Here is a 26,199-nt window from a genome sequence, read left to right on the forward strand (position 1 = left end):
GCTGTCCCCGGCGGGGCCCGGCCTACTCAGCCTGCCCGGGCGAAGCCCGGGAGGCGTCTGCCGCCCCGACCACCCTCCCCCCTTCCCCGATAGCCGCCAACTCGCCGTCGCAGCGAAGCGGGTCAAGGTGGAGCGCCCGGAGCGAAGCGAGGACGTACGACCTTGACGCGCGAAGCGAAAGACGGCCACCATCACGCGGCGGGGAAGGGGGGACAACCCACACCCCACCCGCAAGCAGGCACCGGGCACCAGACACCAGACACCAGACACCAGACACCAGACACCAGACACCAGACACCAGGATTCCTCGGGAATCCCCCGAGGACTCACCCCAGTTCAGTCACCCAGTCGAAGGCGTCCGCCACCCTGTGGACCGTGGGCACACCCTCCGGCCCGGCCGGGCGCCGCACCACCACAACCGGAACGCCGAGCCGCCCGGCAGCCGCCATCTTCGGCCAGGTGTAGGTGCCTCCGGAGTCCTTGGTGATGAGCGCGTCCGCCCGGTGCTCAGCCATCAACTCCAGCTCACCTTCGAGCCGGTACGGGCCCCGGCTGGTCAACAGCCGCCAGGCACCCGGGAGTTCGAGATCGGGCACGTCCACCACCCGGGCCAGGACCGCGCGCTCGCCCAAGGCGGACACGAGCCGGGCCAGCTCCTGGCGGCCGACCGTCACGAACGGCCGCTCCCCCAGCCCGGCCGCCAGTTCCGCCGCCTCCTCGTGGGTGTCGGCGTAGTGCCATGCCGGATCCGGTTCCCACCCCGGCCGCTCCAGCCGCAGCAGCGGCAGATCCGTGCAGGCGGCCGCCGCGTTCGCGGTCATCCCGAGCGCGAAGGGGTGGGTGGCGTCCACCACCGCGTCGTAGTCGGCCAGGGCCGCGCGCAGTCCGGGCACTCCCCCGAACCCGCCGATCCGCACCTTCCCCACCGGTAGGCGCGGCCTGGCCACCCGTCCGGCCAGCGAGGTCGTCACGTCCACACCGGACTCGACCAGCAGCGCGGCCAGTTCACGGGCCTCGGAGGTGCCGCCCAGAAGCAGGATCCTCATCGGGCGAACTCCTGACCGAGTAGGGGAAGTTCGGCGGGCGCACCCTCGCGGGCCAGTTCCAGCAGCGCGTCGACGTCCAGATAGCGCTCCGCGAGGTCCGCGAGCAGGTCCATCCGCCGCTCGCGCGCGGCGGCGAACTCCGTCCCGGACGGCCCGTGCCCCAGCGTCCGGTCGAGGAAGGCCGCCCGGAAGGCGTCGCCCTCCAGGCTGCCGTGCCACATGGTGCCGAAGACGTTGCCCGAACGCGCTCCGCCCAGGAACTCCTCCGCTCCCGCGCCCACGGTGACGCGTCCGTGGTGGATCTCGTAGCCGCTGGCGGGCGCGCCCAGCGCCTCGCCCTCGGGCAGCCGCAGGGTCTTCTCGGCGGTGAAGTCGGTGCGCACGTCCAGCAGCCCCAACCCCTCCGCCGACGAACCCGGCGCGGCCTCGACCCCCTCGGGGTCGGTGACGGTGCGCCCGAGCATCTGAAATCCGCCGCAGATCCCGAGCAGCGGCCGCCCCCGGCGCACGTGCTCGGTGATCGCGGCGTCCAGCCCGCGTGAGCGTAGCCAGGCCAGGTCAGCGAGTGTGGAGCGGGTGCCGGGCAGCACCACCAGGTCGGCGTCGGCGACGTCGCGCGGCCCGGAGGCGAAGACCACGTCGAGCCCGGGTTCCAGGCCGAGCGCGTCCACGTCGGTGAAGTTGCTGACCCGTGGCAGGCGCACCACCGCCACCCGCAGTGCCGCCTCCCCGTCGGCCCGCCGCCCCTCCAGGTCCAAGGCGTCCTCGGAGTCCAGCCACAGCCCGGGGTCCCACGGCAGCGTCCCGAACACCCGACGGCCGGTGATCCGTTCCAGGTCGTCCAGGCCCGGCCGGAGCAGGCCGTGGTCGCCCCGGAACTTGTTGACCACGAAACCGGCGATCAGGTCCTGGTCGGCGGGCTCCAGCAGCGCCACCGTCCCGTACATCGCGGCGAACACCCCGCCCCGGTCGATGTCACCGACCACCACCACGGGCATCCCCGCGTGCCGCGCCAGGCCCATGTTGACGTAGTCGCCCGCGCGCAGGTTGATCTCGGCGGGGCTGCCCGCACCCTCGGCGACGAGCACGTCGTAACGGCCGGCCAGGTCGTCGAAGGCGGCGTGCGCGGCCCCGGCCAGGTGGCGCCGTCCGTTCTCCCAGTTCGAGGAGGACACGTCCCCGGCGGAGTGACCCATCAGCACGGCGTGGCTGCGCCGGTCGCTGCCCGGTTTGAGCAGCACCGGGTTCATCGCGGGTTCGGGGACGGCGCGGGCGGCCAGCGCCTGCACCCACTGGGCCCGCCCGATCTCCGCAGGACGCCCGTCCGGGCCGTGGCAGACCATGGAGTTGTTGGACATGTTCTGCGCCTTGTACGGCGCCACCCGCACGCCCCGGCGGGCGAAGGCCCGGCACAGGGCGGTGGTGACCACGCTCTTGCCCGCGTCGGAGGTGGTCCCGGCGACCAGCAGCCCGCTCACCCGGGCCTCCTCAGCAGCGCCGTGTCCATCACCCAACCGGCCTTCTCCTTGGCCCGCCGCCGGGCCGCCCCGATCTCCGGCAGCACGTCACCGAGCCTGCCCGCGACCAGTTCCTCGGAGTCGGCGCCCAGGTTGGCGCCCCACCACAGGGACCAGTCCTCCAGACCCTCGAAGCCGTGCCGGCCACCGAGCATGACGACGATGTTGTCCTGCCCCGCCTCCACGGCCTCGCGCAGCCGCCGCGCCGGGGTGACGTGCACCGGGCGCCCGACCCCGTGCAGCACGATCCGGTGCCGCGCCGCCAGGATCTGCGGTGCGCTGATCCCGGGGAGCACGTCGTAGTCCAGGGCGACGTTCCCGCGCTCGGCGATCCGCACCACGATCCGCAGGGTGGAGTCGTACAGCGAGGGGTCGCCCCAGACCAGGAAGGCCGCGGTGCCGCCGCGCTCGCCCAGCACCCGTTCGAAGGCGGCCACCCGGGCCTCGTGCCAGTCGGCTACCGCCGCCGGGTAGTCCGCCGGGTCGTCGCGGTCGCGCTCGGGGTCGGCCACGGCCACCAGCGGCAGGCCGAAGGCGTCACAGACCTCCTGACGCAGGGCGAACAGGCCGTCGTCGTCCCGTTTGCGGACGGCGACGGCGTAGTCGCAGCCCCGCAGCGCCTCGGCCGCCTCCCCGGTGACGTGCTGGGGACCCATCCCGATCCCCAGGATCCGCACCCTCACTCGGACTTCTCCTCCAGATCGCCCTCGACCTCCAGGTAGACCTCGGTGAGGGCCTCCATGGTGGCCGGGTCCGGCTCCTCCCACAGACCGCGCCGGGCCGCCTCGTGCAGCCGCTCGACGATGCCGTGCAGCGCCCAGGGGTTGGAGCGGCGCAGAAACTCCTGGGTCTGCTCGTCCAGCACGTACTCGGCGGCGAGCTTCTCGTACATCCAGTCGTGCACGACCCCGGCCGTGGCGTCGAAACCGAACAGGTAGTCCACGGTCGCGGCCAGCTCGAAGGCGCCCTTGTAGCCGTGGCGGCGCATGGCCGCGATCCAGCGGGGGTTGACCACCCGGGCGCGGAACACCCGGGCGGTCTCGTCCGCGAGGGGGCGGGTGCGCACCGCGTCGGGCGAGGTGGAGTCACCGACGTAGGCCTTGGGGTCCGCCCCGCTGAGGGCGCGGACGGTGGCGATCATGCCGCCGTGGTACTGGAAGTAGTCGTCGGAGTCGGCGATGTCGTGTTCGGCGCTGTCGATGTTCTTCGCGGCGACCTTGATCCTTCGGTAGTTCGCCCGCATGTCGTCGGCGGCCGGAACGCCGTTGAGGCCGCGCCCGTAGGCGAAGCCGCCCCAGGCCGTGTAGACCTCGGCCAGGTCCCGGTCGTCGCGCCAGTTGCCCGACTCCACCACCTGGAGGATCCCGGCGCCGTAGGAGCCCGGGGCGGAGCCGAAGATCCGGGTGGTGGCTCGGCGCTGGTCGCCGTGCTCGGCCAGGTCGGCGTGCATGTGAGCGCGCACGTAGTTCTGCTCGTCGGGCTCGTCGAGGTCGGCGACGAGGTTGACCGCGTCGTCGAGCATCGCGACCACGTGCGGGAAGGCGTCCCGGAAGAAACCGGAGATGCGCACGGTGACGTCGACGCGCGGGCGCCCCAGCTCCTCCAGCGGCACCACGTCGAGCTGACCGACCCGGCGGGAGGCCTCGTCCCACTCCGGCCGCACGCCCAGCAGGGCCAGCACCTCGGCGATGTCGTCGCCGGAGGTGCGCATGGCGGAGGTGCCCCACACCGACAGGCCGACCGACTCCGGGTAGGTGCCGGTCTCCTCCATGTGGCGGCGCAGCAGTGACTCGGCCATGGCCTGCCCGGTCTGCCAGGCGAGCCTGGAGGGCACCGCCCGGGGGTCGACGGTGTAGAAGTTGCGGCCGGTCGGGAGCACGTTGACCAGGCCGCGCAGCGGCGAGCCGGACGGGCCCGCCGGGATGAAACCGCCGTTCAGGGCGTGCAGGACGTGGTCGAGTTCGTCGGTGGTGCGGGCCAGCCGGGGCACCACCTGCTCGGCGGCGAACTCCAGGACGCTGCGCACCTGGGGGTCGTCGTGCATACCGGTCACGGCGGCGGGGTCCCAGTCCGCGGCCTCCATGCGCTCGACGAGGCCGCGGGCCAGCGCCTCGATCCCGTCGACCTCGTGGGTGGGCGCCTCGTCCTTCAGGCCGAGCGCGGCCCGCAGTCCGGGCACCGCCCCGCCGACCCCGCCCCAGACCTGGGCGGCGCGCAGCACGGACAGGACCAGGTTCACCCGGGCCTCGCCCGCGGGGGCCTCCCCCAGCACGTGCAGGCCGTCGCGGATCTGGGTGTCCTTGATCTCGCACAGCCAGCCGTCGACGTGCAGCAGGAAGTCGTCGAACTCCTCGTCGTCGGGCCGCTCGTCCAGGCCCAGGTCGCGGTGCATCTCGGCGGCGCGCATCAGGGCCCAGATCTCGCCCCGGATCGCGGGCAGCTTGGCCGGGTCCATGGCGGCGATGTTGGCGTACTCGTCCAGGAGCTGCTCCAGGCGGGCGATGTCGCCGTAGCTCTCCGCGCGGGCCATCGGGGGGATGAGGTGGTCGACGACGGTGGCGTGGGCGCGGCGTTTGGCCTGGGCGCCCTCCCCCGGGTCGTTGACCAGGAACGGGTACACCAGCGGAAGGTCACCGAGGGCGGCGTCGGTGGCGCAGGCCGCGGACAGCGCGGCGTTCTTGCCGGGCAGCCACTCCAGGGAGCCGTGCTTGCCCAGGTGCACGACGGCGTGGGCGCCGAAGCCGTGCTCCAGCCAGCGGTAGGCCGCCAGGTAGTGGTGGCTGGGGGCCAGGTCGGGGTCGTGGTAGATCGCGATCGGGTTCTCACCGAAGCCGCGCGGCGGCTGGACCAGCACGACGACGTTGCCCGCCCGGAGCGCGGCCAGCACGAGTTCGCCCTGTTCGTTCACGTACAGCTTGCCGGGCGCGGGGCCCCACGCCTCGGTCATCGCCTCCTTCAGGGCCGGGTCCAGCTCCCGGGTCCATTCGGCGTACTGCTCGGGGGTGATGCGTACGTGGGCCTCGGTGAGCTGGACGGAGGTCAGCCAGTCCTCGTCCTGGCCGCCCGCCTCGATCAGGGCGTGGATCAGGGCGTCGCCCGCCTCGGTCTCGTCGGGCAGGTCCAGACCGGGCAGGGCGTCGGGCTCACCCAGGTCGTAGCCCTCCTCTCGCAGGCGGCGCAGCAGCCGTACCAGCGAGCGGGGGGTGTCCAGGCCGACGGCGTTGCCGATCCGCGCGTGCTTGGTGGGGTAGGCGGACAGGACCACGGCGAGCCGCTTCTCGGCGGGCGGCACGTGCCGGAGCCGGGCGTGGGCGACGGCGACCCCGGCCAGGCGGGTGCAGCGCTCGGGATCGGCGACGTAGCGCGGCAGGCCGTCGCTGTCGATCTCCTTGAAGGAGAACGGCACGGTGATGATCCGGCCGTCGAACTCGGGGATGGCGATCTGGGTGGCCGAGTCGAGCGGGGTGACCCCGTCCTCGGACTCCTCCCAGTCCGCACGCGGGCTGGTCAGGCACAGGCCCTGGAGGACGGGGACGTCCAGGGCGGCCATGCGCTCCACGTCCCAGGCCTCGTCGTCGCCCCCTGCGCTCGCGGACGCGGGCACGCTGCCGCCCGCCGCGAGGACGGTGACGATCAGGGCGTCGAGGCCGCGGAGCGCCTCGTAGAGGTCGTCGGGGGCCGAACGCAGCGACCCGGCGAAGACGGGGACGCCCACGGCCCGGCCGGTCGCGTCGACGGCGTCGGCCAGGGCGTGCGCGAAGGCGGTGTTGCCGCCCGCCTGGTGGGCCCGGTAGTAGAGGATGCCCACCTTCGGCAGGTCCGGATCGCGCGGGCGCTCGCGCTCGGCGAAGCCCCACAGCGGTAGGGCCGCCGGGGGTTCGAAGCCCTCGCCGGTCAGCAGCACGGTGTCCGACAGGAAGGCGTGCAGGCGGGCGAGGTTGGCGGGGCCGCCCTCGGCGAGGTAGCGGTGGGCCTCGGTCGCCAGCCCGATGGGCACGGTGGAGTGCTCCATCAGCTCGGCGCTGGGCTGCTGCTCGCCGCTGAGCACCACCAGGGGCGTGCCCCGCTCGCGGACGGCGGCCAGGCCGGGCCACAGGTCGTGCGAGGAGCCCAGCAGGCGCACCACCACGAGGTCGGCTCGCTCGACGGTGTCGGTGAGTTCGGCGTCACGGGCGCGGGACGGGTTGGCCCACAGGTATGCGGCGCCGCTGGCCCGCGCGGACAGCAGGTCGGTGTCGGACGTGGACAGCAGAGCGATCCGGACCGTCATGGCCGGGCTCCTCCCTCGGGGTTCTCGCCCCATCGGCGGTCGGACTGCCCGGGGCCAGTGTCTGGCTGCACCCCGGATCGGGGTGTCACAGTGGCGGAACCGCCCCGGACTCGCACCGGGTTCCTGTACCACGAGCAAAGGATTCACACTTTAGCCGGGCCGTTCCTGCGCCGCCCCGGCGGGGAGGTCAGGGGCGCGGGGAGGCCGGTCGGGGCCGGTCCGGCCCGGTGGGGCGGACCCCCGGCGCAGGAAGCGGACCACCGGGTGGTCGGAACCCGGGGTGACCTCGACCGGGACCCCGTAGACATCCTCGATGAGGGCGGGGGTCAGGACCTGGGAGGGCGTGCCCTCGGCGACGGCCCCGCCGTCCTTGAGCACCACCAGGCGGTCGCAGTACATAGCGGCCAGGTTGAGGTCGTGCAGGGCGATCACGGCGGTCACCGGCAGGCCGGTGACCAGCTCCAGCAGGTCGAGCTGGTACTGGATGTCGAGGTGGTTGGTGGGTTCGTCGAGCAGGAGCTCGCCGGGTTCCTGGGCCAGGGCCCGGGCGATCTGGGCGCGTTGGCGCTCCCCGCCGGACAGGGTGTGCCAGGACTGGTCGGCCCGGTCGGTCAGGCCGGTGCGTTCCAGCGCCCGCGTCACGGCCGCCAGGTCGTCCGGGGTCATGGGCGACCAGGAGCGGCGGTGCGGGATGCGGCCCAGGGCCACCACGTCGCGGACGGTCAGCTCGGTCTGGGTGTGCGCGTGCTGCTGGACGGTGGCCACCCGCCGCGCCACGGCCCGGCGCCCGACCCGGTTCAGGGGGCTCCCGTCCAGGGTGACCACGCCGGCGGAGGGTCCGAGCACCCCGGCGAGCAGCCGCAGCAGGGTGGACTTGCCCGACCCGTTGGGACCCAGCAGGCCGATGGTCTCCCCCGGACGGGGGACGAGGGTGACGCCGTCGAGCAGGATCCGGCCGCCGATTCCGAGGCTGACCCGGTCGGCGCGCAGCCCCTCCTCCGAGGTCCGGACGGGGTGGTTCACGTCTTGCTCCTCACGCGGTACAGCACGGCGACGAAGGCGGGCACCCCGATGAGGGAGGTGACCACCCCCACCGGGATCTCCTGCGGGTCCAGCGCGGTCCGGGCGACCGTGTCCACCCACACCAGGAAGACCGCGCCCGCCAGCACGGTGACCGGCAGCAGCCTGGCGTGGGAGGAGCCGGTGAGCGCACGGGCGGCGTGCGGCAGGACCAGGCCCACGAAGCCGATCGCGCCCGCGGAGCTGACCAGTACCGCGGTGAGCAGTGCGGTGACGCTCAGCAGCAGTACCCGGGCCCGGCCCACCTGGACGCCCAGGTTCGCCGCGGCCTCCTCACCGAAGGCGAAGGCGTCCAGGGTGGTGGTGTTCGCCAGGCAGACGGCGAGCACCAGTGCGAGCACGGCGGCGCACAGGAGCACGTCGGTCCAGCCCGCGCCGCTGAGGGAGCCCAGCAGCCAGAACAGCACCCCGCGGGTGGTCTCGGCGTCCGCTGAGGTCAGCACGGTGAACGAGGTCAGCGCCGAGAACAGCTGCATGGCCGCGACCCCGGACAGCACGACCCGGTCCATGCTGCCGCCCAGGGAGTGGCTGAGCAGCATCACCATGGCGAAGGAGAGCAGGGCGCCCACGAAGGCACCCGCCGACAGCGAGACCACACCGGCGCCCCAGCCGAGCACGATCACGGCGACCGCACCGGTGGAGGCCCCGGAGGAGACCCCCAGGACGAAGGGGTCGGCCAGCGGGTTGCGCAGCAGGGACTGCATCACCGCGCCGCACAGGGCCAGCCCCGCCCCGCAGACGGCGGCGAGCAGGGTGCGGGGCATGCGCAGGTTCCACACGATCCCCTCGCGCAGTTGCGACAGCGGGCTCTCGCCGAGGCCGAACCGCGCCGCGACCGACCGCCAGACCTGGTCCGGGGTGATGTCGGCGGGGCCGATGGTGACGGCGACCGAGACCGACAGGGCCAGGAGCAGGAGGCCGGAGGTGATGAGCAGTGCCGGGCGGGCACCTCTCACCGGGTGTACCCGAGCTCGCGCAGACCGTCCGCGAGCAGCTCGATGCCCTCGACCGTGCGGATGGAGGGGTTCATCGCCTGGCCGCTGAGCAGGACGTACCGTTCCTCCCGCACCGCGGTGAGGTTGCGGGTGGCCGGGTTGGTCTCCAGGAAGGCGATCTTGGCCTCGGCGGTCTCGGCGGTCTGGGACTCACGGGTCAGGTCGCCGAGCACGATGACGTCGGGGTCGCGGTCCGCGACCGTCTCCCAGTTGATCTGGGGCCACTCGTCGTGGGTGTCGTCGAAGGCGTTCCGGGCGCCGACGGCGCCGGTGATGGCGCCGGGGGCGCCGCAGCAGCCCGCGAGGTAGGGCGACTGGGAGTTGGCGAACCAGTACATGAGGCTCACGTCCGAGACCTCCAGGTCCCCGGTCGCGGTGTCCACCCGGAGCTGGAGTTGCGAGACCAGTTCCTCCCCGCGTTCCTGCACCCCGAACACCTCGGCCAGGTCGTGGATCTCGCCGTAGACGGAGTCCAGGGTGAGCGGTTCGCTCCGGGAGCCGTCCTCGCCGCTCTCGTTGTCCTTGCCCGCGGCGCAGTCGGTCGGGGAGACATAGGTGGGGACGCCCAGTTCCTCGAACTGTTCGCGGGTGGCGACGCCGCCGGTGCCGAGCGTGGAGACGAAGGAGGCGGTCACGAAGTCGGGTTCGGCCTCCAGGACCCGTTCGAAGGAGGGGTTGTTCTCGGCCAGCCGGGGGATGTCGGCGTTGGCCTCCTCCAGCCCCGTCATGATCGGGTCGGTCCAGGTGGCGGTGCCGACCACCCGGTCCTCCAGGCCCAGGGACAGCAGGATCTCGGTGGAACCCTGGTTGAGGGAGACCACCCGTTCCGGGGGCGCGTCGAGGGTGACCTCGTGGCCGCAGTTGTCGATGGTACGGGGGTAACCGGATGCGGTGGCCGCTTCGGTGCTGTCGTCTTCCCGGTCTCCCGGGCCGCCGCAGGCGGTGAGGGCGAGGGCGGGGACGAGCAGGAGGGCGAAGGACGGGAGCGCGTGACGCGGCATGGGGACGCCTCGGGTTCGGGGCTCGAACGCGGAGCCCGGCACGGGTTCGCCTCCGCGCACTCGACGCGGAGGGGCCAGCAGGTCTTCGGACTCGGGTTCCTCCGGACGGGGTGCCTTCCCGGAGCGGTGCCGCGCGGCCGCTGCCGCCCGCGCACCCGTGCCCCAGTGGCTCGCGTACCCCGCCCGTCCCCCACACCGCTGCGCGTCAGTTCCGGATTCGCACCGGATTCCCTGACCACCTGAGTGGTACGACTGGCCCCCGCAGGGTACCAAGGGGCCTCCCTGCGTCTCCGTGGCGGGCGGGGGGCAGGCGCCGAGGGCCCGCTCGGGAGGCGTCCTAGGCTTCTCCGGGCACAACAGCCGGCGTGCGCAGAGCCAGGACGGCGACGTCGTCGTGACCGTCCCCGGGGGCGTTCTCCACCAGGGCGCGGCACAGATCCTCCAGGGACCCCTCCGCGTGTTTGGCGGCGACCTCGGCCAGGGCGTCCATCCCCCGGTCGAGGTGGTGGCGGGGATGCTCGACCAGGCCGTCCGTGTAGAGCACCACCGTCGTTGACGCGGGCAGCGGACACCGGTGGTCCGGGCGGTCGAAGGCCGCGTCCACTCCGAGCGGCAGTCCGGGCTCCCCCTCCAGGTAGCGGGGTTCGCGGCCCGGGGCCAGCAGGAGGGGCGGCGGGTGGCCGGCCGTGCTCCAGCACAGGTCCCAGCCGTGGTCCGCGGGTTCGATCCTGGCCAGGCAAGCCGTGGTCACGGGGTTATCGGTGATGGCGTGCAGCGTGTGGTCGAGCTGGGCCAGCACTCTGCTGGCGGGGGTGCCCCGGTCGTACAGCAGGGCGCGCAGCATACTGCGGGTCTGGGACATGGCCGCCGCGGCGACCAGATCGTGGCCGACCACGTCGCCGATCACCGCCGCGCAGGCACCGTCGGGGAGCATCAGGGCGTCGTACCAGTCCCCGCCGAGGTGGTGGCGGCCCTCACTGGCTGGATGGTAGACGGCGGCCACGTCGAAGGGCGACAGGTCGGGCAGGCGCGGCAGCAGCAGGCGCTGGAAGCGCTCGGCCCCGGAGCGGACCTCCTCGAACAGGCGTGCGTTCTCGATGGCCATCCCCGCGGCACCGGCCAGGGCGGTGACCACCTCTTCGTCCTGGACGTCGAAGGGCAGGCCGTCGTGCCGGGTGGACAGGTACAGGTTGCCGTAGACGCGTCCGCGCACACTGATCGCGACACCGAGCAGGGTGCGCATGGGCGGGTGGCCGGGCGGAAACCCGGCGGAGTCGGGGTGTGCGCCGATGTCCTGGACCCGCAGCGGTTCACGCTGGTGGATCATCCTGCCGAGCAGGCCCTGCCCGGTCGGGTGGTCGATCCCTGTCAGGTCCCCGATCTCCTCCTGGCTCAACCCGACCGGGATGAACTGGGACAGGCCCCCACCCTGTTCGTGGAGGACTCCGAGAGCCCCGTACCGGGCCCCCACCAGGTCCATCGCGGTGGTGACCACCCGGCGGAGCACGGCGGACAGTTCCAGGTCCTGGCTGAGCGCCAGCACCGCCTCAAGCAAGGAGTTCATCCGCCCCTGGGCGCGCACCAGCTCCTGGATCTGCTGTGTGGCGTGGTGCAGGGCCTGCTCCGGAGCCGAGCCGACTCGCGGCCCGGACCTGTGCGAGCCGTTCTCACCTGTCACCGTGTCCTCCTCCGGCGGCACCGGGCACCCATCTGCCGAGTTCTGCCGTCTCATCCAAGTATGTCTGGTTCCCGCAGCTCGCGGGGGTCTTCCGGCACTGGACACCCTGAACTGCGAAGGCGCACCCTGGTGAGGAGAGGGGAAGCCTCGGAAAGGACTTCGATCATGCACGGCTGGGGTTGGGGATACGAAGGAATGGGTGGCTGGGCGTTCGGTTTCATGACCGTCGGAATGATCCTGCTGTGGATCCTGATCGTCCTCGCGATCGTCGCGCTCGCCAAGTATCTGCTGCGGGAGAGCCGGTCCACCGCGTCGAAGGACGCTCGAACTCCCGAAACGGTGCTTTCCGAGCGCTTCGCGCGCGGGGAGATCGACACGAAGGAGTACCGCGAGCGCCTCGACGCGATCCGTGAGGCGGGACACGGCTGACCCGGCCCGCGGGAGCGGTCGCGGGCGCCGCCCGGATCAGACGATGACGCGCAGCAGGGGGACCCGCTGGGCGAGAGCCACCAGCACCAGGCTGATCGCGGCGGTCGCGACCGCGTAGCCCGCGGCCGCGAACAGCGCGAGGAAGCCGTCGGGCACACCCCAGAGGTCGCGCAGCGTGTACAGCACCATGACGTGCACGAGGTAGACGCCGAGGCTCAGTCCGGACGCCACCCGGACGGCGCGTCTGGTGGCCGCGGCGGCCGGGCTCTGCGCCATGGCCAGCCGGGTGCCCGCGGTGCGCAGCACGAGGTAGGCGCCCGCCCCGGCGAGGATCATCGGCGGGGAGAGGAAGCCGTAGAAGTACGTGCCGCCGGGACCCCACTCCCCCGCCATGTGGGCGGCCGTCCCGGCGCCCGCGGCGGTGCCGGCCACCCCCAGGACGAGCGCGACGGCCCCGTAGCGCGTGGCCCGGGGGCCGGTGTCGGTGGTCAGCAGCAGCCAACCCAGCAGGTAGTAGCCGAGGAACGGCAGGAAGCGGGTGACGGCGCTCGCCCCGCCGGCCCCTTCGACCAGTGACAGCAGCTGGTCGGCGACCCCCACCGCGAACGCCACCCCGGTCAGCCACCACAGTCCGGTGCGCGAGGTGTGTGCGACCACCGTGCGCAGGAACGGGGTGAACAGGTAGAGGCCCGCGATGACGTAGAGGAAGTACAGGTGGATCGACGGCGAGCCCGAGGCGGCCTGGGCGGCGGCCTGGGCGGCGTCGATGCCCTCGCGCCAGTAGTGCCAGAGCAGGTAGGCGGCGCTCCAGACCAGCAGGGGCACACCGATCCTGGCCCACCGCTTGCGGTAGAAGTCACCCGCGCTCTCCTCACGCGGGCGCAGCAGCAGCGCGCCGCTGATCATCACGAACACCGCGACGCACCAGCGCACGGCGGCGTCCACGACGTTGGCCGTCCACCACGTGGGACCGCCGAGTTCGGCCTGGAGGGTGCTCACCAACGGGGAGTAGGCGTGCACGAGGATGACCGCGACCATGGCGGCGACGCGGGCGAACTCCATCCAGGACGTGACCGGAACGGTGGGGGTTGGGGCTTGGCCGTCCGCTGGGGCTCTCTCGACTCGCACCCCCCATCGATACCACTTCGTTATCTTCAAGTTCAACCCGGGTTCCCTGCCAGCGCCCCCTGGAAGACCTCCCTCGTGTGCCAGGCGGAGTATTCACGGCCGACTGCGGGGGATCCTTTCTGCGGTGGACCCACGGAGCCCCGGCCATCGCCGCCACCGGCAAACGCCCAGATCAGCGAGGTCACGTCCGACCAGGACCCAGACGGCACCAGAGCAGGGCAGAACGGAAGCGCGACTGTCGTAGCGGGCATGGTCGAGCGTGGTGCACCTGCCCGAACACTCCCCTGAGCTGAACCCGGCCGGGACGCTGTGGTCAGAAGGACCATCTGGCGAACCGGGTGTTCCAGATCTTGGAGGAGCTGGAACGGATGATGAGGCCTCACCTGCGTCCGACCCAGCGGCGGCCGGGGTTGCTGCGCGGGTCCATCCGATCGATCGGGTTGGATCCCGAGCCCATTCCGCAAAACACCTAATCAAAGATCAGTAGGCGCGAGAAGTGGCGCGACCCCAGCGAAGCATCATATCGCCCTGTAGTGCACAGACACCCTTATTAAGGCCCCACCTGACACAACTTCAACCCTCCCTTTAACATGAAGAAGCCCGATCGCCGTTCTGACTTGGATCACCAGCCCTCACGAACTCACGACAGTTCCCCCAAAACCCGAGCCATAGCCCTGGGCGCGTCTAACCTGGGTGTATCCAATTCGACGCGCCACCAACAGGCCCCGGAAGGCACACGCAAGAGACCACCGGCCAAGAAAAGCCAATAATTAGATACATAACACCCATTTCAGATAACCGCATCGCTTCCCATTCCTCATGACACCCGAAGCGCACTCGCAGGCACAGCGAAAGGAAGGCCGGAGATGAACAACCCGATCAAGCTCGAAGAGAACTTCCAACGATCCCGGGAGCACCTACGAGGAGTCGCCTTCCGCATGCTCGGTTCCGCCGCTGACGCCGATGACGCCCTACAGGAGACATGGTTGCGGGCATACCGGAGCGATGTCAGCGACATCTCCAACATGACGGGATGGCTGACAACGATCATCGGGCGCATCTGCCTCGACATGCTCCGAGCGCGCAGGAGCCGTCACGAGGAGAACGCGGAGATCAGTGAGATCGAGCCGATCCTCTCTCAGCACCAGGAGCTGGGGCCCGAAGACGAAGCCGTGTTGGCCGACTCCGTGGGGCTGGCCCTACTCGTGGTCCTGGACAGGCTCCAACCAGCCGAACGTGTCGCCTTCGTGTTGCACGACATGTTCGCGGTGCCCTTCGCCGAGATCGCCGAAATCGTCGAGCGCTCCCCTGCGGCGACCAAGAAGATGGCGAGCCGCGCCCGCCAGAGGGTACGGTCGGGCACCGATCCCTGCCAACCGGATCGCACCCGCAAATATGAGGTCGTGCACGCCTTTCTCAATGCCTCGCGCGCGGGCGACCTCGACGGCCTGCTGAGGGTCCTGGCTCCGGACGTCGTCCGCAGGGCGGACGCTTTCGCGCTACGTGAAGGCGAGCCCGCGAGCCTTCACGGTGCCCGCCCTGTCGCAGAAGAGACCACCAGCAACTCCCACCGGACCCGGTTCGCCCAGCCTTTGCTCGTGGACGGTTCCCCGGGCGCTGTCGTCGCTCCGAACGGACGGCTCCTGTTCGTGCTGAAGGTCGAGATCCGCGGTGACCGTGTCAGTGAGGTCGAGATCATCGGCGCCCCGGAGCGTCTGGGGAAGCTGGACCTCTCCTTGCCGACGGAAGCGGAGGAGCCGACCCGAACACCGACGAACGGATAGTTCCGATTGTGTGACATTGGGTGCGCCCTCGCAGCGAGTGGAAGCGGACCCGGGTCACCTCCGGCCTTCGCCCTCCGTCAATAGGTCAGGGACGCTCACCGGTCGCACCTGTGGGGAGACACCCGTCACCAGCACAGGAAGCGCGCAGGAGTGCCCGCAGGACACGAGGGAAAACGCATCACTCACCGGACGGGGAAGAACGATGACGTCTCTGCTTCACCTGGATTCCAGCCACTCGAACGACTCGGTGAGCAGACACTTGACCGGCCTGTTCGCCCGGGCATGGCGCCAGCTGCACGGATACGGTGACTATCGTTACCGGGACGTGGCCGCCGAACAGGTTCCGATGATCACCTCCGCCTACTGCTCCTTCGCGCAGAGGGTGCAGAGCCACGGTGCGTTGCCTCTGGCCGCGGTGGCGGCCCTGGCGGGGACCCCATCCGAGCGACGCGAGTGGTCGAGGACCGTTCCCCTGGTCAGGGAGGTCCTGGAAGCCGACACTCTCCTCCTCGGTGTCCCCATGTACAACCTGACGGTCCCCCCCTCACTCAAGGCCTGGATCGACCGGATCACTTTCCCCGGGGTGTTCACGAACCCCGAAACCGGGAGCCCTCTGTTGAGGGGGAAGCAGGTGGTGGTAGCCGCAGCGCGGGGAGGCGGTTACGGTCCGGGAGCTCCGAAGGAAGCATTCGACTTTCAGACGCCCTACCTACGCGCGTACTTCGAGGGCATGGGCGTCCGGGAAGAGGACGTGCACATCATCCACGCCGAGCTGACCAGGGCCGCGGACGTCCCCGAGCTGGCTCGGTTCCAGGATCTGGCCAAGCGCTCCCGGGCCCAGGCGGAGTCACGGATGGCCGAGCTACCCGAGCGCCTGAACAGGCGGGAAGCGACCGCGCGCTGACATGACTCGCTGCCCGGCCGGCGGGCTCCTCCAGCCGGGCAGCCCGATCAGGCGGAGACCGCTTCCCTGTCTTCCCCCAGCAGGAAGCCCTCGTAGTCGGCCTCAGCCACGTCACGGAGCTTCTGACGGTAGTTGCCGAGACCCGCGAAGTAGAACAGGACCCTCTTCTTCCTCCCGGGGATATTGGCACCGAAGATCCAGGAGTCGACCTTGGGGAACAAGGAGTTGCCGGCGATCTCCGCGCAGAGGTCGGTCCACTCCTCCTCTGCCTTCAGGGTCGGTTCGATAGAGGGCAGTTCCCGCTCCTCCACCATGCTGACCAGGTCAGTGATCCACTCGACCTGGGTCTCGATAGCCGTCGGCAGATTACTGAAGACGCTGTTCGGGCCGTACACCATGAACATGTTGGGGAATCCGGAGACGTTGACTCCGAGGTAGCTGGAAGGCGCGTCGCCCCAGTGCTCCTCCAGCGTCACCCCGCCCCGGCCTCGGATGTCCAGTTGCCGGTAGCTGCCCTCGACCGCTTCGAACCCGGTCGCGAAGACGAGGACGTCGAGCTCGTGCTCGACACCGTCCTCGGTCACGAGGCCCTTCGGAGTGATCTCCCGGATCGGGGTCTCCTTCAGGCTGACGAGGCTGACGTTCTCACGGTTGTAGCTCTCGTAGTAGTCCTCGTTGCAGATCGGCCGCTTCGCGTAGTAGTCGGTCGGCTGAAGCTTGCGCGCCGTCTCGGGGTCCTCAACGATCTCGTCGATCTTCGACTTGATGAAGTCGGCGGCTTCCTTGTTGGCCTCGGGGTCGAAGATGAGGTCCGAGAAGGTGCCGAACATGAAGCGGAAGCCGTTCCCGCGCTCCCAGTTCTCCTGGAAGACGCGTTGGCGCTCCGAGGCCGAAACACTCATCGCTGCTGTCTGGCTCTCCTCGAAGCCGCAGGCCACACGCGACTTCTTCGCCTGGTCCCAGATCCGGTCGTAGTCCTCCCGGAGCTTGATGAAGTAATCCTCGTCCAACGGAGCATTGCCCGAGGGCACGTTGTACTGAGGCGTCCGCTGGAACACCGTAAGGTGTCCGGCCACCTTGGCGGCCGCACAGACGAACTGTGTCCCGGTGGAACCGGTGCCGATGACCCCCACCCTCTTGCCCTCGATCTGGAGGTCGTCGGGCCAGGAACCGGTGTGGACGATGCGGCCCTCGAAACTGTCCCGGCCCTTGAAGTCGGGGAAATGGGAAGTGGACAACGGACCGAGCGCGGTCACCACGTAGCGGGAGGTGAAAGCCTCACCCGTACCGGTGGCCACGGTCCACAGGCCTTCTGTCTCGTCGTAGACCGCTGACTCGACACTCGTGCGCAACTGGATGTCCTCGGAGAGGTCGTGGCGTTCGACGACCCTCTCAAGGTAGGCCAGGATCTCCTTCTGTGACAGGTAACGCTTCTCCCAGGTCCATTCCCGGAGCAGATCGCGGTCGAAGGAGTACTGGTAGATGAACCCCTCACTGTCCGACATCGCGCCGGGGTAGCGGTTCCAGTACCAGGTTCCTCCGACTCCGCCGGCCTTGTCGAAGACCCGGACGGAGAGGCCCAGTTCGTTGCGGAGTTTGTACAGCGCGTAGATGCCGGCGAATCCGGCACCGATGACTATCGCGTCGAAGTCGGCGTTCTTCTTGTTGCTCACAGTGCGGTTCCTCGTGGTGTGGGGGTGGATGGTTACCAGGTGGTGGGGAATCGGCGGGGGCCGTCGAGGGCACGGGCCCACAGACGGCACGGCCCGGATCAGGTTGCGGGGCAGGCTGCAGAACGGGGCCAGGGCTCGGGCGTCATGGGGGCGTATCGGGCGGAGCTCCCGCTCAGGGTTGGAGCCTCACCGTGCTCCAGCCCTCGGCGGTGCGGTCGTAGCGCAGCCTCCGGTGGAGTCGTCCGGGGTCGGCGGCCCAGAACTCGACCACGTCCGGTTTCAGGTGGTAGCCGACGAACCGCTCGGGCCGGGGCAGGGGAACCCCGTTCTTTGCCAGCTCACCCGCCCGGGCCAGGAGCCGATCGGCGTCGTCGAGCGGATCGCTCTGCCTGGAGACCGTGGTCATGGGGTGCAGTGGTGCGGCTCGAGCGGCCCACAACCGGTCCGACTCGGCCTCCGGGAGGGTTTCCACGGGACCGGAGACGATGAGTTGCCTGGCGTTCTCCCGCCAGTACAGCAGCCCCGACGCCCAGCCAGTGGCCGCGATCTCCTTCCCCTTCTGGCTGCTGCTGTGGCTGGTGAAGACCAGCCCCTGCCCGGAGAGCTCGACGACGGTGACCATCCGGTTGGAGGCGCGGCCCCGGGCGTCCGCCGTGGCGAGCGCGAGGGACAGCGGCTCCCGGACCTTCTCCTCCCGTGCCGCTTCGATCCACTGCCGAACCAGGCTCATCGGGGCGGCCGGAGGTGCCTCGTACTCCGCGAACCCACGGTCCGTAACCCCGGTCAATGTCTCGAACCTACTGCTCATACGCGCTCCTGTAGCCAGTCAGACATAGATGGTCCCGCTCGCGACGACGACTCCGGCGCCCCTGACCCTGACCTCGGTGACGGTGTCGCCTGCCCCTGCGGCCCAGGCGCGCATCAGGGAGTGCCGACCGATCTCCACTCCCTGGTGGATGTCGATCCACTCGCCGTACTGCGCGCGGCCGTGGCGGGCCAGATGGACGGCGAGCGGACCCGCGGCCGACCCTGTGGCCGCGTCCTCGACCACGCCGTAGGCGGGGGAGAACATGCGGTTGCGCCAGTGCGCTCCGGTACCGGCGAAGCAGTTAATCGCCATGTCGGGGAACTCGGCGAGGGCGCGGTGGTCGGGATTGACCTCCGAGAGCCCGGGAATGCTGCGCAGTCCCACCAGGACGTGCCGGGGGCCGTTGGTGTAGATCTCGACCGGCAGGTCGGGCTCGGGCACCCCGAGGGCCACCAGCAGCTCTTCGGCGCGGTCGAACCGCTTCCAGGCGGGGATCGGCTGCCCCATCTCGACGGTGGTGGTCCCAGCGTCGGAGCGTCGGATGCGGAAGGCGACGGTTCCCACCGCCGTCTCCAGGTGGAGTTCGTCCTTGCCGAAGGACCGGGCGAGGGCCACCGCGGTTCCCAGGAGGGGGTGCCCCGCGAAGGGCAGCTCGTTGACCGGGGTGAAGATTCGGATGTGTGCGTCACCGTCCTCTCCCGGCGGGAGCACGAAGGTCACCTCCGAAAGGTTCATCTCCCTGGCCACCTCCTGCATGCGCGAGGCGGGCAGGTCCTCGGCGCCGAAGAAGACCGCGACGGGGTTGCCCCTCAGGGGCGTGTCAGTGAACGCGTCGACGACGACATAGGAGTGTTCCCCCTCCCCGGGGGCCGGACGGTCGGTCATGCGCTCAACGTCCTCTCCGCGGAGGAGCCAATGATGTGGGGACCGTTGCGGGTGAGTACGGATTCGGCGTGGAACTGCATCGAGGAGAAGCGGTCCCCCCGCAGGGCGTGCACCTCACCCGACTCCTGGTCCCGGCAGACCTGCAGCGCACCGACGCCGTCGATGTCCACGGCGTCCGCCTCGGACCACGCGGCGAAGGTGTTGTAGAAGCCGACGCGCCGCCGCTCCCCGAAGAAGTCGATCTCCTTCTGCACGCCCTGGTTGGGAGACGGGCGGCGCCGGAGCTCGAAGCCCAGCCGCGAACTCAGGATCTGGTGGCTTAGGCAGACCGCCAGAAAGGGCCTGCGCTGGGCGAGCAGCGAGTCCACGGCTGCCCGCAGGTTCGCCATCCGGGGGTGCCCGGCGTCGCGGGGGTCCCCGGGCCCGGGACCGAGCACGACGAGGTCGTATCCGTCGAAGGCCGGGATGTCGTCGTGCGAGCGGAGCGTAACCGACATACCCAGGTCATCACACTGGTGGCTCAGCATCGAGGTGAAGGTGTCCTCGGCGTCGACGATGAGTGTCCGGAGGCCTTTCAGGCCCGGAAACTCCACGGCGTCCCCACCGCCCCCGCCCGCCACCCAGAAGTCGGCGATGCTCTCCTTGCGCTGCCTCAGCGCCTCGCGCACCTGAGGGTGCGCACCGAGGTCCCCGCCCTGGTCGCGCTCCATCGCCGAGAGCAGCCCAGCTGCCTTGGCCCGGGTCTCCGCGACCTCCGACACGGGGTCGGAATGACGGACGAGCGTGGAACCGACGCCGATACTGACCCTTCCGCCGTCGTCGATCTCGGCGGTGCGGATGAGGATGGACGAGTCCAGGGTTCGCTCCCCCTGCCCGTCCCGTCCGATGAGGGCCGCCACCCCGCTGTAGTAGCCGCGGCCACCGGACTCATAGCTCTGGATGACACGGCATGCGTTCTCCAGAGGGCTGCCGGTGACGGTCGGGGCGAACATGGTTTCGCGGAGGATGTCGGGGATGCCCCTGACGGTTCGCCCCTCGATGAAGTACTCGGTGTGCGCGAGCCGCGCCATCTGCTTGAGCTGGGGCCCTCTGACCTGAACGCCTGGCTCGCAGACCCGGGTCATCATCTTGAGTTCCTCGTCCAGGACCATGGAGAGCTCGTCGGTCTCCTTCTGGTCGCCGAGGAAGTCGACCATGCCGGAGAGGGAGGGGCCGGAGGACGGATAGCGGTACGTTCCGCTGATGGGGTTCATGGTGGCGCGGCCCTCCCGGAGCGTGACGTGCCGCTCAGGGGTGGCGCCCACGAAGGTCCTGCTCCCGGTGTGCACGATGAAGGTCCAGTACGCACCGGCCTCGACCTCCAGCAGTCTCCGGAAGACGGACAGCGCCGTGTGAGGGGTGTAGTCCCCGATATCGGCGACGAAGGAGCGCTTGATCACGAAGTTGGCGCCCTCACCCTCACCGATCACCTCCTTCAGAACCCGGCGAACCGTCTCCGCGTACTCGTCGTCGCCGATGTCGAAGCGCCCGTCGGACAACTCGACGGGCACACGGGGGATACGGGTCAGCGCCTGGGCAGCCTCGACCGTCTCCTGTTCGGTCACGGTCATCACGAGCAGCGGTGAGCCGTCGTCATTGCAGTCGAAGCCGCGCTCGGTGATCTGCCGGTAGGGGATGAGCGCCAGGACGTCATGGCGCTCCGACCTTCCGTCCGGCGCTCCCTCCGAGGATGTGTCGGGCAGGGGGATGTCGGCGATGCGGGAGACGGTGGACATCTCCCCCACCAGGACGTCCAGCTGATCGGCACGGTTCGGGCCCGAGCGGACGAGGAGGGCGAAGGGGGGCGGGTCCTCCCCCAGCACGGTGCCGAGGAGATCTTTGACGCCTGGTCCGGCCGGTGGCCGGGTGGCCGGCTCGCTCATCCGAACACCTCCTTGGCGGGGAGCACCACGGCGCAGCGCTCAGCCGCGTACTGGACGGCCATCCGGTGGTAGTCCGCGTTGAAATCGGCGACGGCGTCGGGGACGAGGAACGTCTCGATGTCGTTGGTGTAGGCGTCGACCGCCGTCATCAGGACCCCGACGTGGGCGTAGACACCGCACACGATGAGCTGGTCCCGGCCCGCGGACCTCATCCGCTCCAGGAGATCCGATTTGTGGAAGGCGCTGTACCTCAGCTTGGTGAAGATCCAGTCCTCGGGCTCGGGGGCCAGTTCGTCGACCACCAGCCTGTCGGCGGGCTCTCTACGCATACCGGGCCCCCAGAAGTCCTTGAGGAGCCCCCGCTGCTCCGCGCTCATGCTCCCGGGTTGAGCGGTGTAGGCCACGCGGACGCCGAGTCGGGCGCTGCGATGGCGTAAGAGGGCGATGTTGCCGACCAAGTCGTCCCTGACCTGTTCGGGAAAGGGTCTGACGAAGAAGCGCTGCATGTCATGGATGAGCAGAACCGCCCGGGAGGGGTCCGGCACCCACTGGGCCTTGTTGTCGGGAAGGTCGCCGGAGGCAGGAAGTGAGTAGGGCTCGATAGCTGGAATGCCGGGCATCGCTGTCCTTCGGGTTCGGTACCTGCTGGTCAGTCACTCCACGCGGCGATCACAGACGCTGCTTGCCAGGTAGTCAGACGCGGATCGCACAGGGTCGTGTACCGCTCTGCGACCTGGTCGAAGTCACGCGTACTCGCCACGCACTCGGTGACGTCGTCGGGGGTGGCTTCCAGGTGCAGTCCGCCCGGGACACCTCCTGCCGACTCGACCGCCCGTACGAAACCGCTGACTTCGGCCCTGAGTTCCTCCACGACGCGGGTCTTGTGCCCGTCGGGGGTGCGGACGGTGTTGCCGTGCATCGGGTCGCACAGCCAGATCACCGGATACCCCGCGTCCCGGACGGCCTCGACGAGAGGCGGCAGCCGGGCAGCGACCATGTCGGCACCCATCCGAGCGATCAGCGTCAACCGCCCCGGCTCCTGCCGCGGGTCGAGCCGCGCACAGAGGGCGAGCAGCTCGTCCCTCATCATCCCGGGCCCGACCTTGCAGGCCACAGGGTTCACGACCTCGGCCAGCAGGGCGACGTGTGCCCCGTCAGCCTGGCGGGTGCGCTCACCAATCCACGGCCAATGGGTGGAACCGAGCACCGCCTCGCCAGTCTTGTCCGGCCGGAGCAACGGCACCTCGTAGTCCAGGACCAGGGCCTCATGGCTCGTCCACACCATCGGTTCGTTGACCGAACGGCCGAACGACCCCCTCCAGCCCAGGTGCTCCATCACATCGCCCGCCGCCATGTAGCCGGTGAGAAGACGGAGCGGATCAGGCCTCCTGCCCTCAGGCGTCGGCTCGGGGCTGTTGACGAGATGGCCCCGAAACGCCGGAAGCACCATGTTCCCGACCTTCTCCGTCGGGCTGGAACGGGGCTTGGCGAACTGTCCGCCGATACGAGCCGCACGCAGGACCGGTTTGTGCGCAGCCATCAGGAAGGAGCCGGCGAGCACATCCAGCATGGCGATCTTGTTGGTCACGTGTTCGCGGGTGGTCTCGGCGGGGTCCTCCGCGCAGTCCCCCGCCTGAATGACGAGGGACTGGCCGAGGGCGACCTCGGCCAACAGCGAACGCAGGGTGAGCACGTCCTCCGTCCTCACCAGGGCAGGCCGGGAGGCCAGCGCCTCGCCCACGCGCTGGACCTGGTCGGGGTCGCCCCACTCGGGTTGCTGCAACGCCGGTCTCGATTGGATTTCTAGCATCGTGCTGTCCATGGATCTCCAACTCGGTTATGTGGGAATCCCGGCGCGCTTGATCACGGGTACGGGAATTCCGAGAGCCCGGAACTGATCCAGGGGGTTCATGAACTCGCGCTGCTGCACGATCTTCCCTTCCTCAAATTTGAAGGAATGCAGGAAGTGGTTCTCGTAGTATCCTTCGGGATACCCCTCGAAACGAATCAGGCCCTGACCGTCGCACTCGACCCAGAAGAAGTTCGGGTCCTGCGTCTCGAAGATCTCGATGTTGATCCACGCCCAGTCCGGGAAGCACTTCAGAGACCAGACCGCGTGCTCAGCCAGACGGTCCTGTCCGCGAATCAAGATAGGTTGACCCGTGTCATTTGTCCATAGCCCGCCGACCCCTTCGGGAGCAAAAAGAAGGTGACGCTTCAAGCGGTCCTGACCCCTGGTGTTCATGTACTTTTCAACTACCGCACGGTTGCTCTTCCTGGTGGCGTTCTCTTCACTACCGGAAGAAACAGCAAAGCCTTCGGACATACCAAGCACCTACTTTCTCCTGAGACAGGTGACTGCACAGGATTCGATGGTAATGAAACAGCGAAATGAGATCAGGAGTTCTTAGGGCCTGTCCAACTTATCCGCAGGAATCATGCGGGCAAGCTCCCTCAGTTCCTTTGAACGCTGAATGAAGACGTCACGCACCAGAGGGATACAGTGTTCAGGGATCGTCCTGAGGATCTGGTCCCACTGGCCGGAGTCGACCTCCGTGACCATGAGTACGCGCAGCAGGGCGCGACCGGACTCCGTGGCGCGTAGCGAGGGGTCCCTGACAAGTTTGCGAACTGCCTCCGCCGTGACCACCGCCGCACGATCAGCAGCTGGACCGCTCCTGGCCTGGCTGCGGGTGGTCGGCGCGCCGGGGGCGGAGTCGGTCGGGCAACTGTCCGCATCCGTGCGGCGGAGACGCTCCGGCAAGGGGTCCTGCCCCTGGATCACGCGTTCGCGGACATCCCGAACGGTGGCCACCGACAGCCCGCTCTTCCTGGAGACCTCGCGCAGGGAGCTCTCCGGATTGGCCTCGAAGAGGGCGGCAGCGCTGCGCCTTCCCTCAATACTGCTGAGCGGCCTGGCCTTCCCGTCCGCCCCGACGCGGACCCCCGAAACGAGCTCGTCCTTCGTGCTTTCCCTGCGGATCCTGCCCACCGTCTTGGCGTTCAGGCCCGTCTTCTTCGCAACGACCCGGTCCGACCAGTGCGGGTGGGAAACCACGATACGCGCGGCCGAGGCCTTCCGCTCGTTCAGCGTCAGCGGAAGGCCGTGTCCTATGTTGCTCTGCACAGCCAGGACGAACGCGTCCTCGATGCTGCCGCTGAAGAAACAGGCTTCTATCTCAGCCTCCCCCCTCATCTGAGCAGCGCGCACCCGATGAGACCCATCGATCACGGACATCGTGTCAAGATGGACGACAATAGGGTCCACGCCTTCATCTATACCGGCCAGCCTGCGAATGTGTTCTAAGTTTTCTTTCCCTTTTCGAGGAGTCAGGGAAAAGGATAGATCCTTGATGGCGACAAGCCTTCTGGAAAGATCGGAACTCAGAGCCTCGGGGTCAGAAAGCAGAAGGTTCTTCTGCGGATGGCTATTCATAGGATCAGAGAATTTTTGCGTGGCTTGGATGGTCACAGCTGAGACCCCTCCTCAAAGGACTCTGAACATGCGTTTTATACCAGAAAGACCCCATCAGCCGTAAGCTTAGGTCGAAACCCTCCATAGCGCCAGACCAGAGCTGGCCATTTGTGGACAGAGCGACGCGGAAGCAGCACCACACAAGGAAGTGATCCGGGCGTCCCACTACCCCCGGAGTGATCAGCCCCTGGCTCCCAGGGCCCGGACACGCGGCACGCATTTAGCACTATCGGTCGGCTTCGGGGTTCCCTGATAACAGCGGCCAAGGCGCCGACAACAACATTGAGAGTCGGCTGAACTGGGACAATAATGATCACCTAAGTCTTTGGCCGGCGTGAGGCGGAAGCACCCTCCTGCTGAAGGCCGCCTACTGTCCGGGTCCGCAGGCGTCGAACGACAGCAGCGGAACGGTTCCCCGAGCGGAGGGCTCCGCGAGGTCCATGCGGTCGGATCCGAGCTCTGGCAACGGAGGAGTCCTCCGCGCACGCCTCCGAACTCGGATTCCGCTGGGCCCTTCCGTCCGGCGGGTTCCGGCCGGCACCCGGTTGCCCACCGCGCCACCCGCTTCTCCCATGCACGCGGTTGAGGGCCTGCGCCCAGGCGGTCGTCACACCGCCGGCAGAAACGACCAGGACTTCGACGGAGAGAACGAGTCCGCCTGCGATCGGGAAGATCGCAGCTCGGAGACAGCGCGCCTTCGCGCTGCGGGCGACGCAGCGCCCCCGGTGGTCGCCCTCGTGCCACCTGCACGTCACGACAGGGAGGACGCAGGTCGTGGTTCTCGGTTCTCCTCCTGTCACCTTTCACCCCCGGGAGCCGTCATGGAGGTAGAGGACGTGGGCGGCTGGACGGAGGTGCGGAGGATGGCCGGTGCGATGTTCCGGGGCGGTAGCGGTCGCCTCCCCTCCTCCCGAGCTGTGGGGCGGGTCCGGCAGCGGGGACAGAATCAAATATCGCGGCCGCTGCTGCGCTACCATTCCCCCACTGCACGAGCACTTCTCACCCACCCCACCGAAAGGCCGCCCATGCTCACCCACCCACGGCTGTCGGTTCTCTTAACAAACGACCAGCAAGCAACTCTGGACTTCCTGACACAAGCTCTCGGATTTCGTTTGGACGTCGACGTCCCCTATGGCAGCGAACGGCGCTGGATCGAAGTCTGCCTTCCTGGTTCACCAACCAGCGTCGTCCTTGCCCAGGTCGACGTCGACACACTTGGAAAAATTCGGGACCAAGCCGGGCGCATGACTCACGGATGGTTCAATTGCGACAATCTTGAAGCAACCTGCGAAAAACTCAGGAACGAAGGGGTGGAAATTCTCGAAGAACCTCAGGCGACCAGCTGGAGGCAGGGTAATCAATGGGCTCAGATCGCTGGATGGGACGGAAATACCTATGGACTGATCGAAACCACCACCTGAACCCTTCGCAGACAACGGCCGCTTCTCCCGCAGGAGCCGCACAGCCCGCACGGGCTCCGGATGGAGTTCAACTGAGCATTTTACCCGGTTGCACACACAGGCACTTCCGGGTCTGACCCCGAAACCCCCGGGGTCGACAATGTCATGCCCTTTGACCTGCGCCTTCTGCCTATCAGTCACACA

21 protein-coding genes and 2 riboswitches are annotated in these 26,199 nt (G+C 69.1%); of the genes, 4 read left to right on the forward strand and 17 right to left on the reverse strand.

The window, feature by feature from the left end:
• Nucleotides 1-326: 326 nt before the first annotated feature.
• The 8 genes from IE195_RS00940 to IE195_RS00975 form a co-directional block, all read right to left on the reverse strand.
• On the reverse strand, nt 327-1,046 hold the full coding sequence (locus tag IE195_RS00940; RefSeq protein WP_191266843.1) for a cobalt-precorrin-6A reductase: 720 nt from the start codon (nt 1,044-1,046) through the stop codon (nt 327-329).
• Complete coding sequence (locus IE195_RS00945; protein WP_225942549.1) at nt 1,043-2,560, reverse strand: cobyric acid synthase; 1,518 nt, start codon at nt 2,558-2,560, stop codon at nt 1,043-1,045. Before IE195_RS00945 ends, IE195_RS00940 begins: the two co-directional genes overlap by 4 nt.
• A complete protein-coding gene (cobF, locus tag IE195_RS00950) occupies nt 2,521-3,246 on the reverse strand; it encodes a precorrin-6A synthase (deacetylating) (RefSeq protein WP_191266845.1) in 726 nt (241 codons plus the stop codon). The genes IE195_RS00945 and cobF overlap by 40 nt, the downstream gene beginning before the upstream one ends.
• Nucleotides 3,243-6,833 (reverse strand): cobaltochelatase subunit CobN, encoded by a 3,591-nt coding sequence (locus tag IE195_RS00955; RefSeq protein ID WP_191266847.1) that lies wholly within the window; start codon nt 6,831-6,833, stop codon nt 3,243-3,245. Before IE195_RS00955 ends, cobF begins: the two co-directional genes overlap by 4 nt.
• A gap of 35 nt (nt 6,834-6,868) precedes the next feature.
• Nucleotides 6,869-6,981, reverse strand: a riboswitch (cobalamin riboswitch).
• A 2-nt stretch (nt 6,982-6,983) separates the two neighbouring features.
• The gene (locus IE195_RS00960) at nt 6,984-7,856 is read right to left on the reverse strand and encodes an ABC transporter ATP-binding protein (RefSeq protein ID WP_191266849.1); all 873 of its coding nucleotides are present in this window, start codon (nt 7,854-7,856) and stop codon (nt 6,984-6,986) included.
• A complete protein-coding gene (locus IE195_RS00965) occupies nt 7,853-8,869 on the reverse strand; it encodes a FecCD family ABC transporter permease (protein ID WP_191266851.1) in 1,017 nt (338 codons plus the stop codon). Before IE195_RS00965 ends, IE195_RS00960 begins: the two co-directional genes overlap by 4 nt.
• Nucleotides 8,866-9,909 (reverse strand): ABC transporter substrate-binding protein, encoded by a 1,044-nt coding sequence (locus IE195_RS00970; RefSeq protein WP_191266853.1) that lies wholly within the window; start codon nt 9,907-9,909, stop codon nt 8,866-8,868. The genes IE195_RS00965 and IE195_RS00970 overlap by 4 nt, the downstream gene beginning before the upstream one ends.
• Before the next feature lie 59 nt (nt 9,910-9,968).
• A riboswitch (cobalamin riboswitch) is annotated at nt 9,969-10,181 on the reverse strand.
• A gap of 65 nt (nt 10,182-10,246) precedes the next feature.
• Complete coding sequence (locus IE195_RS00975; RefSeq protein ID WP_229826042.1) at nt 10,247-11,587, reverse strand: PP2C family protein-serine/threonine phosphatase; 1,341 nt, start codon at nt 11,585-11,587, stop codon at nt 10,247-10,249.
• 165 nt (nt 11,588-11,752) lie between these two features.
• Between IE195_RS00975 and IE195_RS00980 the strand changes: the two genes are divergently transcribed.
• Nucleotides 11,753-12,016, forward strand: coding sequence for an SHOCT domain-containing protein (locus IE195_RS00980; RefSeq protein WP_225942550.1), 264 nt, complete (start codon nt 11,753-11,755; stop codon nt 12,014-12,016).
• A 36-nt stretch (nt 12,017-12,052) separates the two neighbouring features.
• Here IE195_RS00980 and IE195_RS00985 read toward each other — a convergent pair whose 3' ends face one another.
• Nucleotides 12,053-13,078, reverse strand: a complete 1,026-nt coding sequence (locus IE195_RS00985; protein WP_191266855.1) for an acyltransferase — start codon at nt 13,076-13,078, stop codon at nt 12,053-12,055.
• 932 nt (nt 13,079-14,010) lie between these two features.
• On the opposite strand from IE195_RS00985, the gene IE195_RS00990 reads away from it, so the two are divergent.
• Nucleotides 14,011-14,928 carry a sigma-70 family RNA polymerase sigma factor gene (locus IE195_RS00990; RefSeq protein ID WP_191266859.1) on the forward strand — a complete coding sequence of 306 codons (918 nt, stop codon included), beginning with the start codon at nt 14,011-14,013 and terminating at the stop codon, nt 14,926-14,928.
• A 202-nt stretch (nt 14,929-15,130) separates the two neighbouring features.
• A complete protein-coding gene (locus IE195_RS00995) occupies nt 15,131-15,832 on the forward strand; it encodes an FMN-dependent NADH-azoreductase (protein ID WP_191266870.1) in 702 nt (233 codons plus the stop codon).
• A 47-nt stretch (nt 15,833-15,879) separates the two neighbouring features.
• Here IE195_RS00995 and IE195_RS01000 read toward each other — a convergent pair whose 3' ends face one another.
• From IE195_RS01000 to IE195_RS01035, 8 genes are all read right to left on the reverse strand, one after another.
• The gene (locus IE195_RS01000) at nt 15,880-17,505 is read right to left on the reverse strand and encodes a flavin-containing monooxygenase (RefSeq protein ID WP_191266872.1); all 1,626 of its coding nucleotides are present in this window, start codon (nt 17,503-17,505) and stop codon (nt 15,880-15,882) included.
• A gap of 172 nt (nt 17,506-17,677) precedes the next feature.
• A complete protein-coding gene (gene phzG / locus IE195_RS01005; RefSeq protein WP_191266880.1) occupies nt 17,678-18,313 on the reverse strand; it encodes a phenazine biosynthesis FMN-dependent oxidase PhzG in 636 nt (211 codons plus the stop codon).
• A gap of 18 nt (nt 18,314-18,331) precedes the next feature.
• Nucleotides 18,332-19,198, reverse strand: a complete 867-nt coding sequence (locus IE195_RS01010) for a PhzF family phenazine biosynthesis protein (protein ID WP_191266882.1) — start codon at nt 19,196-19,198, stop codon at nt 18,332-18,334.
• Entirely contained in the window at nt 19,195-21,120 is a 1,926-nt protein-coding gene (locus IE195_RS01015) for an anthranilate synthase family protein (RefSeq protein WP_191266885.1), read from the reverse strand. Before IE195_RS01015 ends, IE195_RS01010 begins: the two co-directional genes overlap by 4 nt.
• Nucleotides 21,117-21,740 carry an isochorismatase family protein gene (locus IE195_RS01020; RefSeq protein WP_191266887.1) on the reverse strand — a complete coding sequence of 208 codons (624 nt, stop codon included), beginning with the start codon at nt 21,738-21,740 and terminating at the stop codon, nt 21,117-21,119. Before IE195_RS01020 ends, IE195_RS01015 begins: the two co-directional genes overlap by 4 nt.
• Nucleotides 21,741-21,769: 29 nt before the next feature.
• The gene (locus IE195_RS01025) at nt 21,770-22,942 is read right to left on the reverse strand and encodes a 3-deoxy-7-phosphoheptulonate synthase (protein WP_191266889.1); all 1,173 of its coding nucleotides are present in this window, start codon (nt 22,940-22,942) and stop codon (nt 21,770-21,772) included.
• Between the two features lie 15 nt (nt 22,943-22,957).
• The gene (locus tag IE195_RS01030; RefSeq protein WP_191268025.1) at nt 22,958-23,446 is read right to left on the reverse strand and encodes a PhzA/PhzB family protein; all 489 of its coding nucleotides are present in this window, start codon (nt 23,444-23,446) and stop codon (nt 22,958-22,960) included.
• Nucleotides 23,447-23,527: 81 nt separating this feature from the next.
• On the reverse strand, nt 23,528-24,592 hold the full coding sequence (locus IE195_RS01035) for a ParB/RepB/Spo0J family partition protein (RefSeq protein WP_229826043.1): 1,065 nt from the start codon (nt 24,590-24,592) through the stop codon (nt 23,528-23,530).
• Between the two features lie 1,028 nt (nt 24,593-25,620).
• Between IE195_RS01035 and IE195_RS01040 the strand changes: the two genes are divergently transcribed.
• On the forward strand, nt 25,621-26,016 hold the full coding sequence (locus IE195_RS01040) for a VOC family protein (RefSeq protein ID WP_191266890.1): 396 nt from the start codon (nt 25,621-25,623) through the stop codon (nt 26,014-26,016).
• The last annotated feature ends 183 nt before the right edge of the window (nt 26,017-26,199 follow it).

Source organism: Nocardiopsis terrae (assembly GCF_014651695.1).
Lineage (GTDB): Bacteria > Actinomycetota > Actinomycetes > Streptosporangiales > Streptosporangiaceae > Nocardiopsis > Nocardiopsis terrae.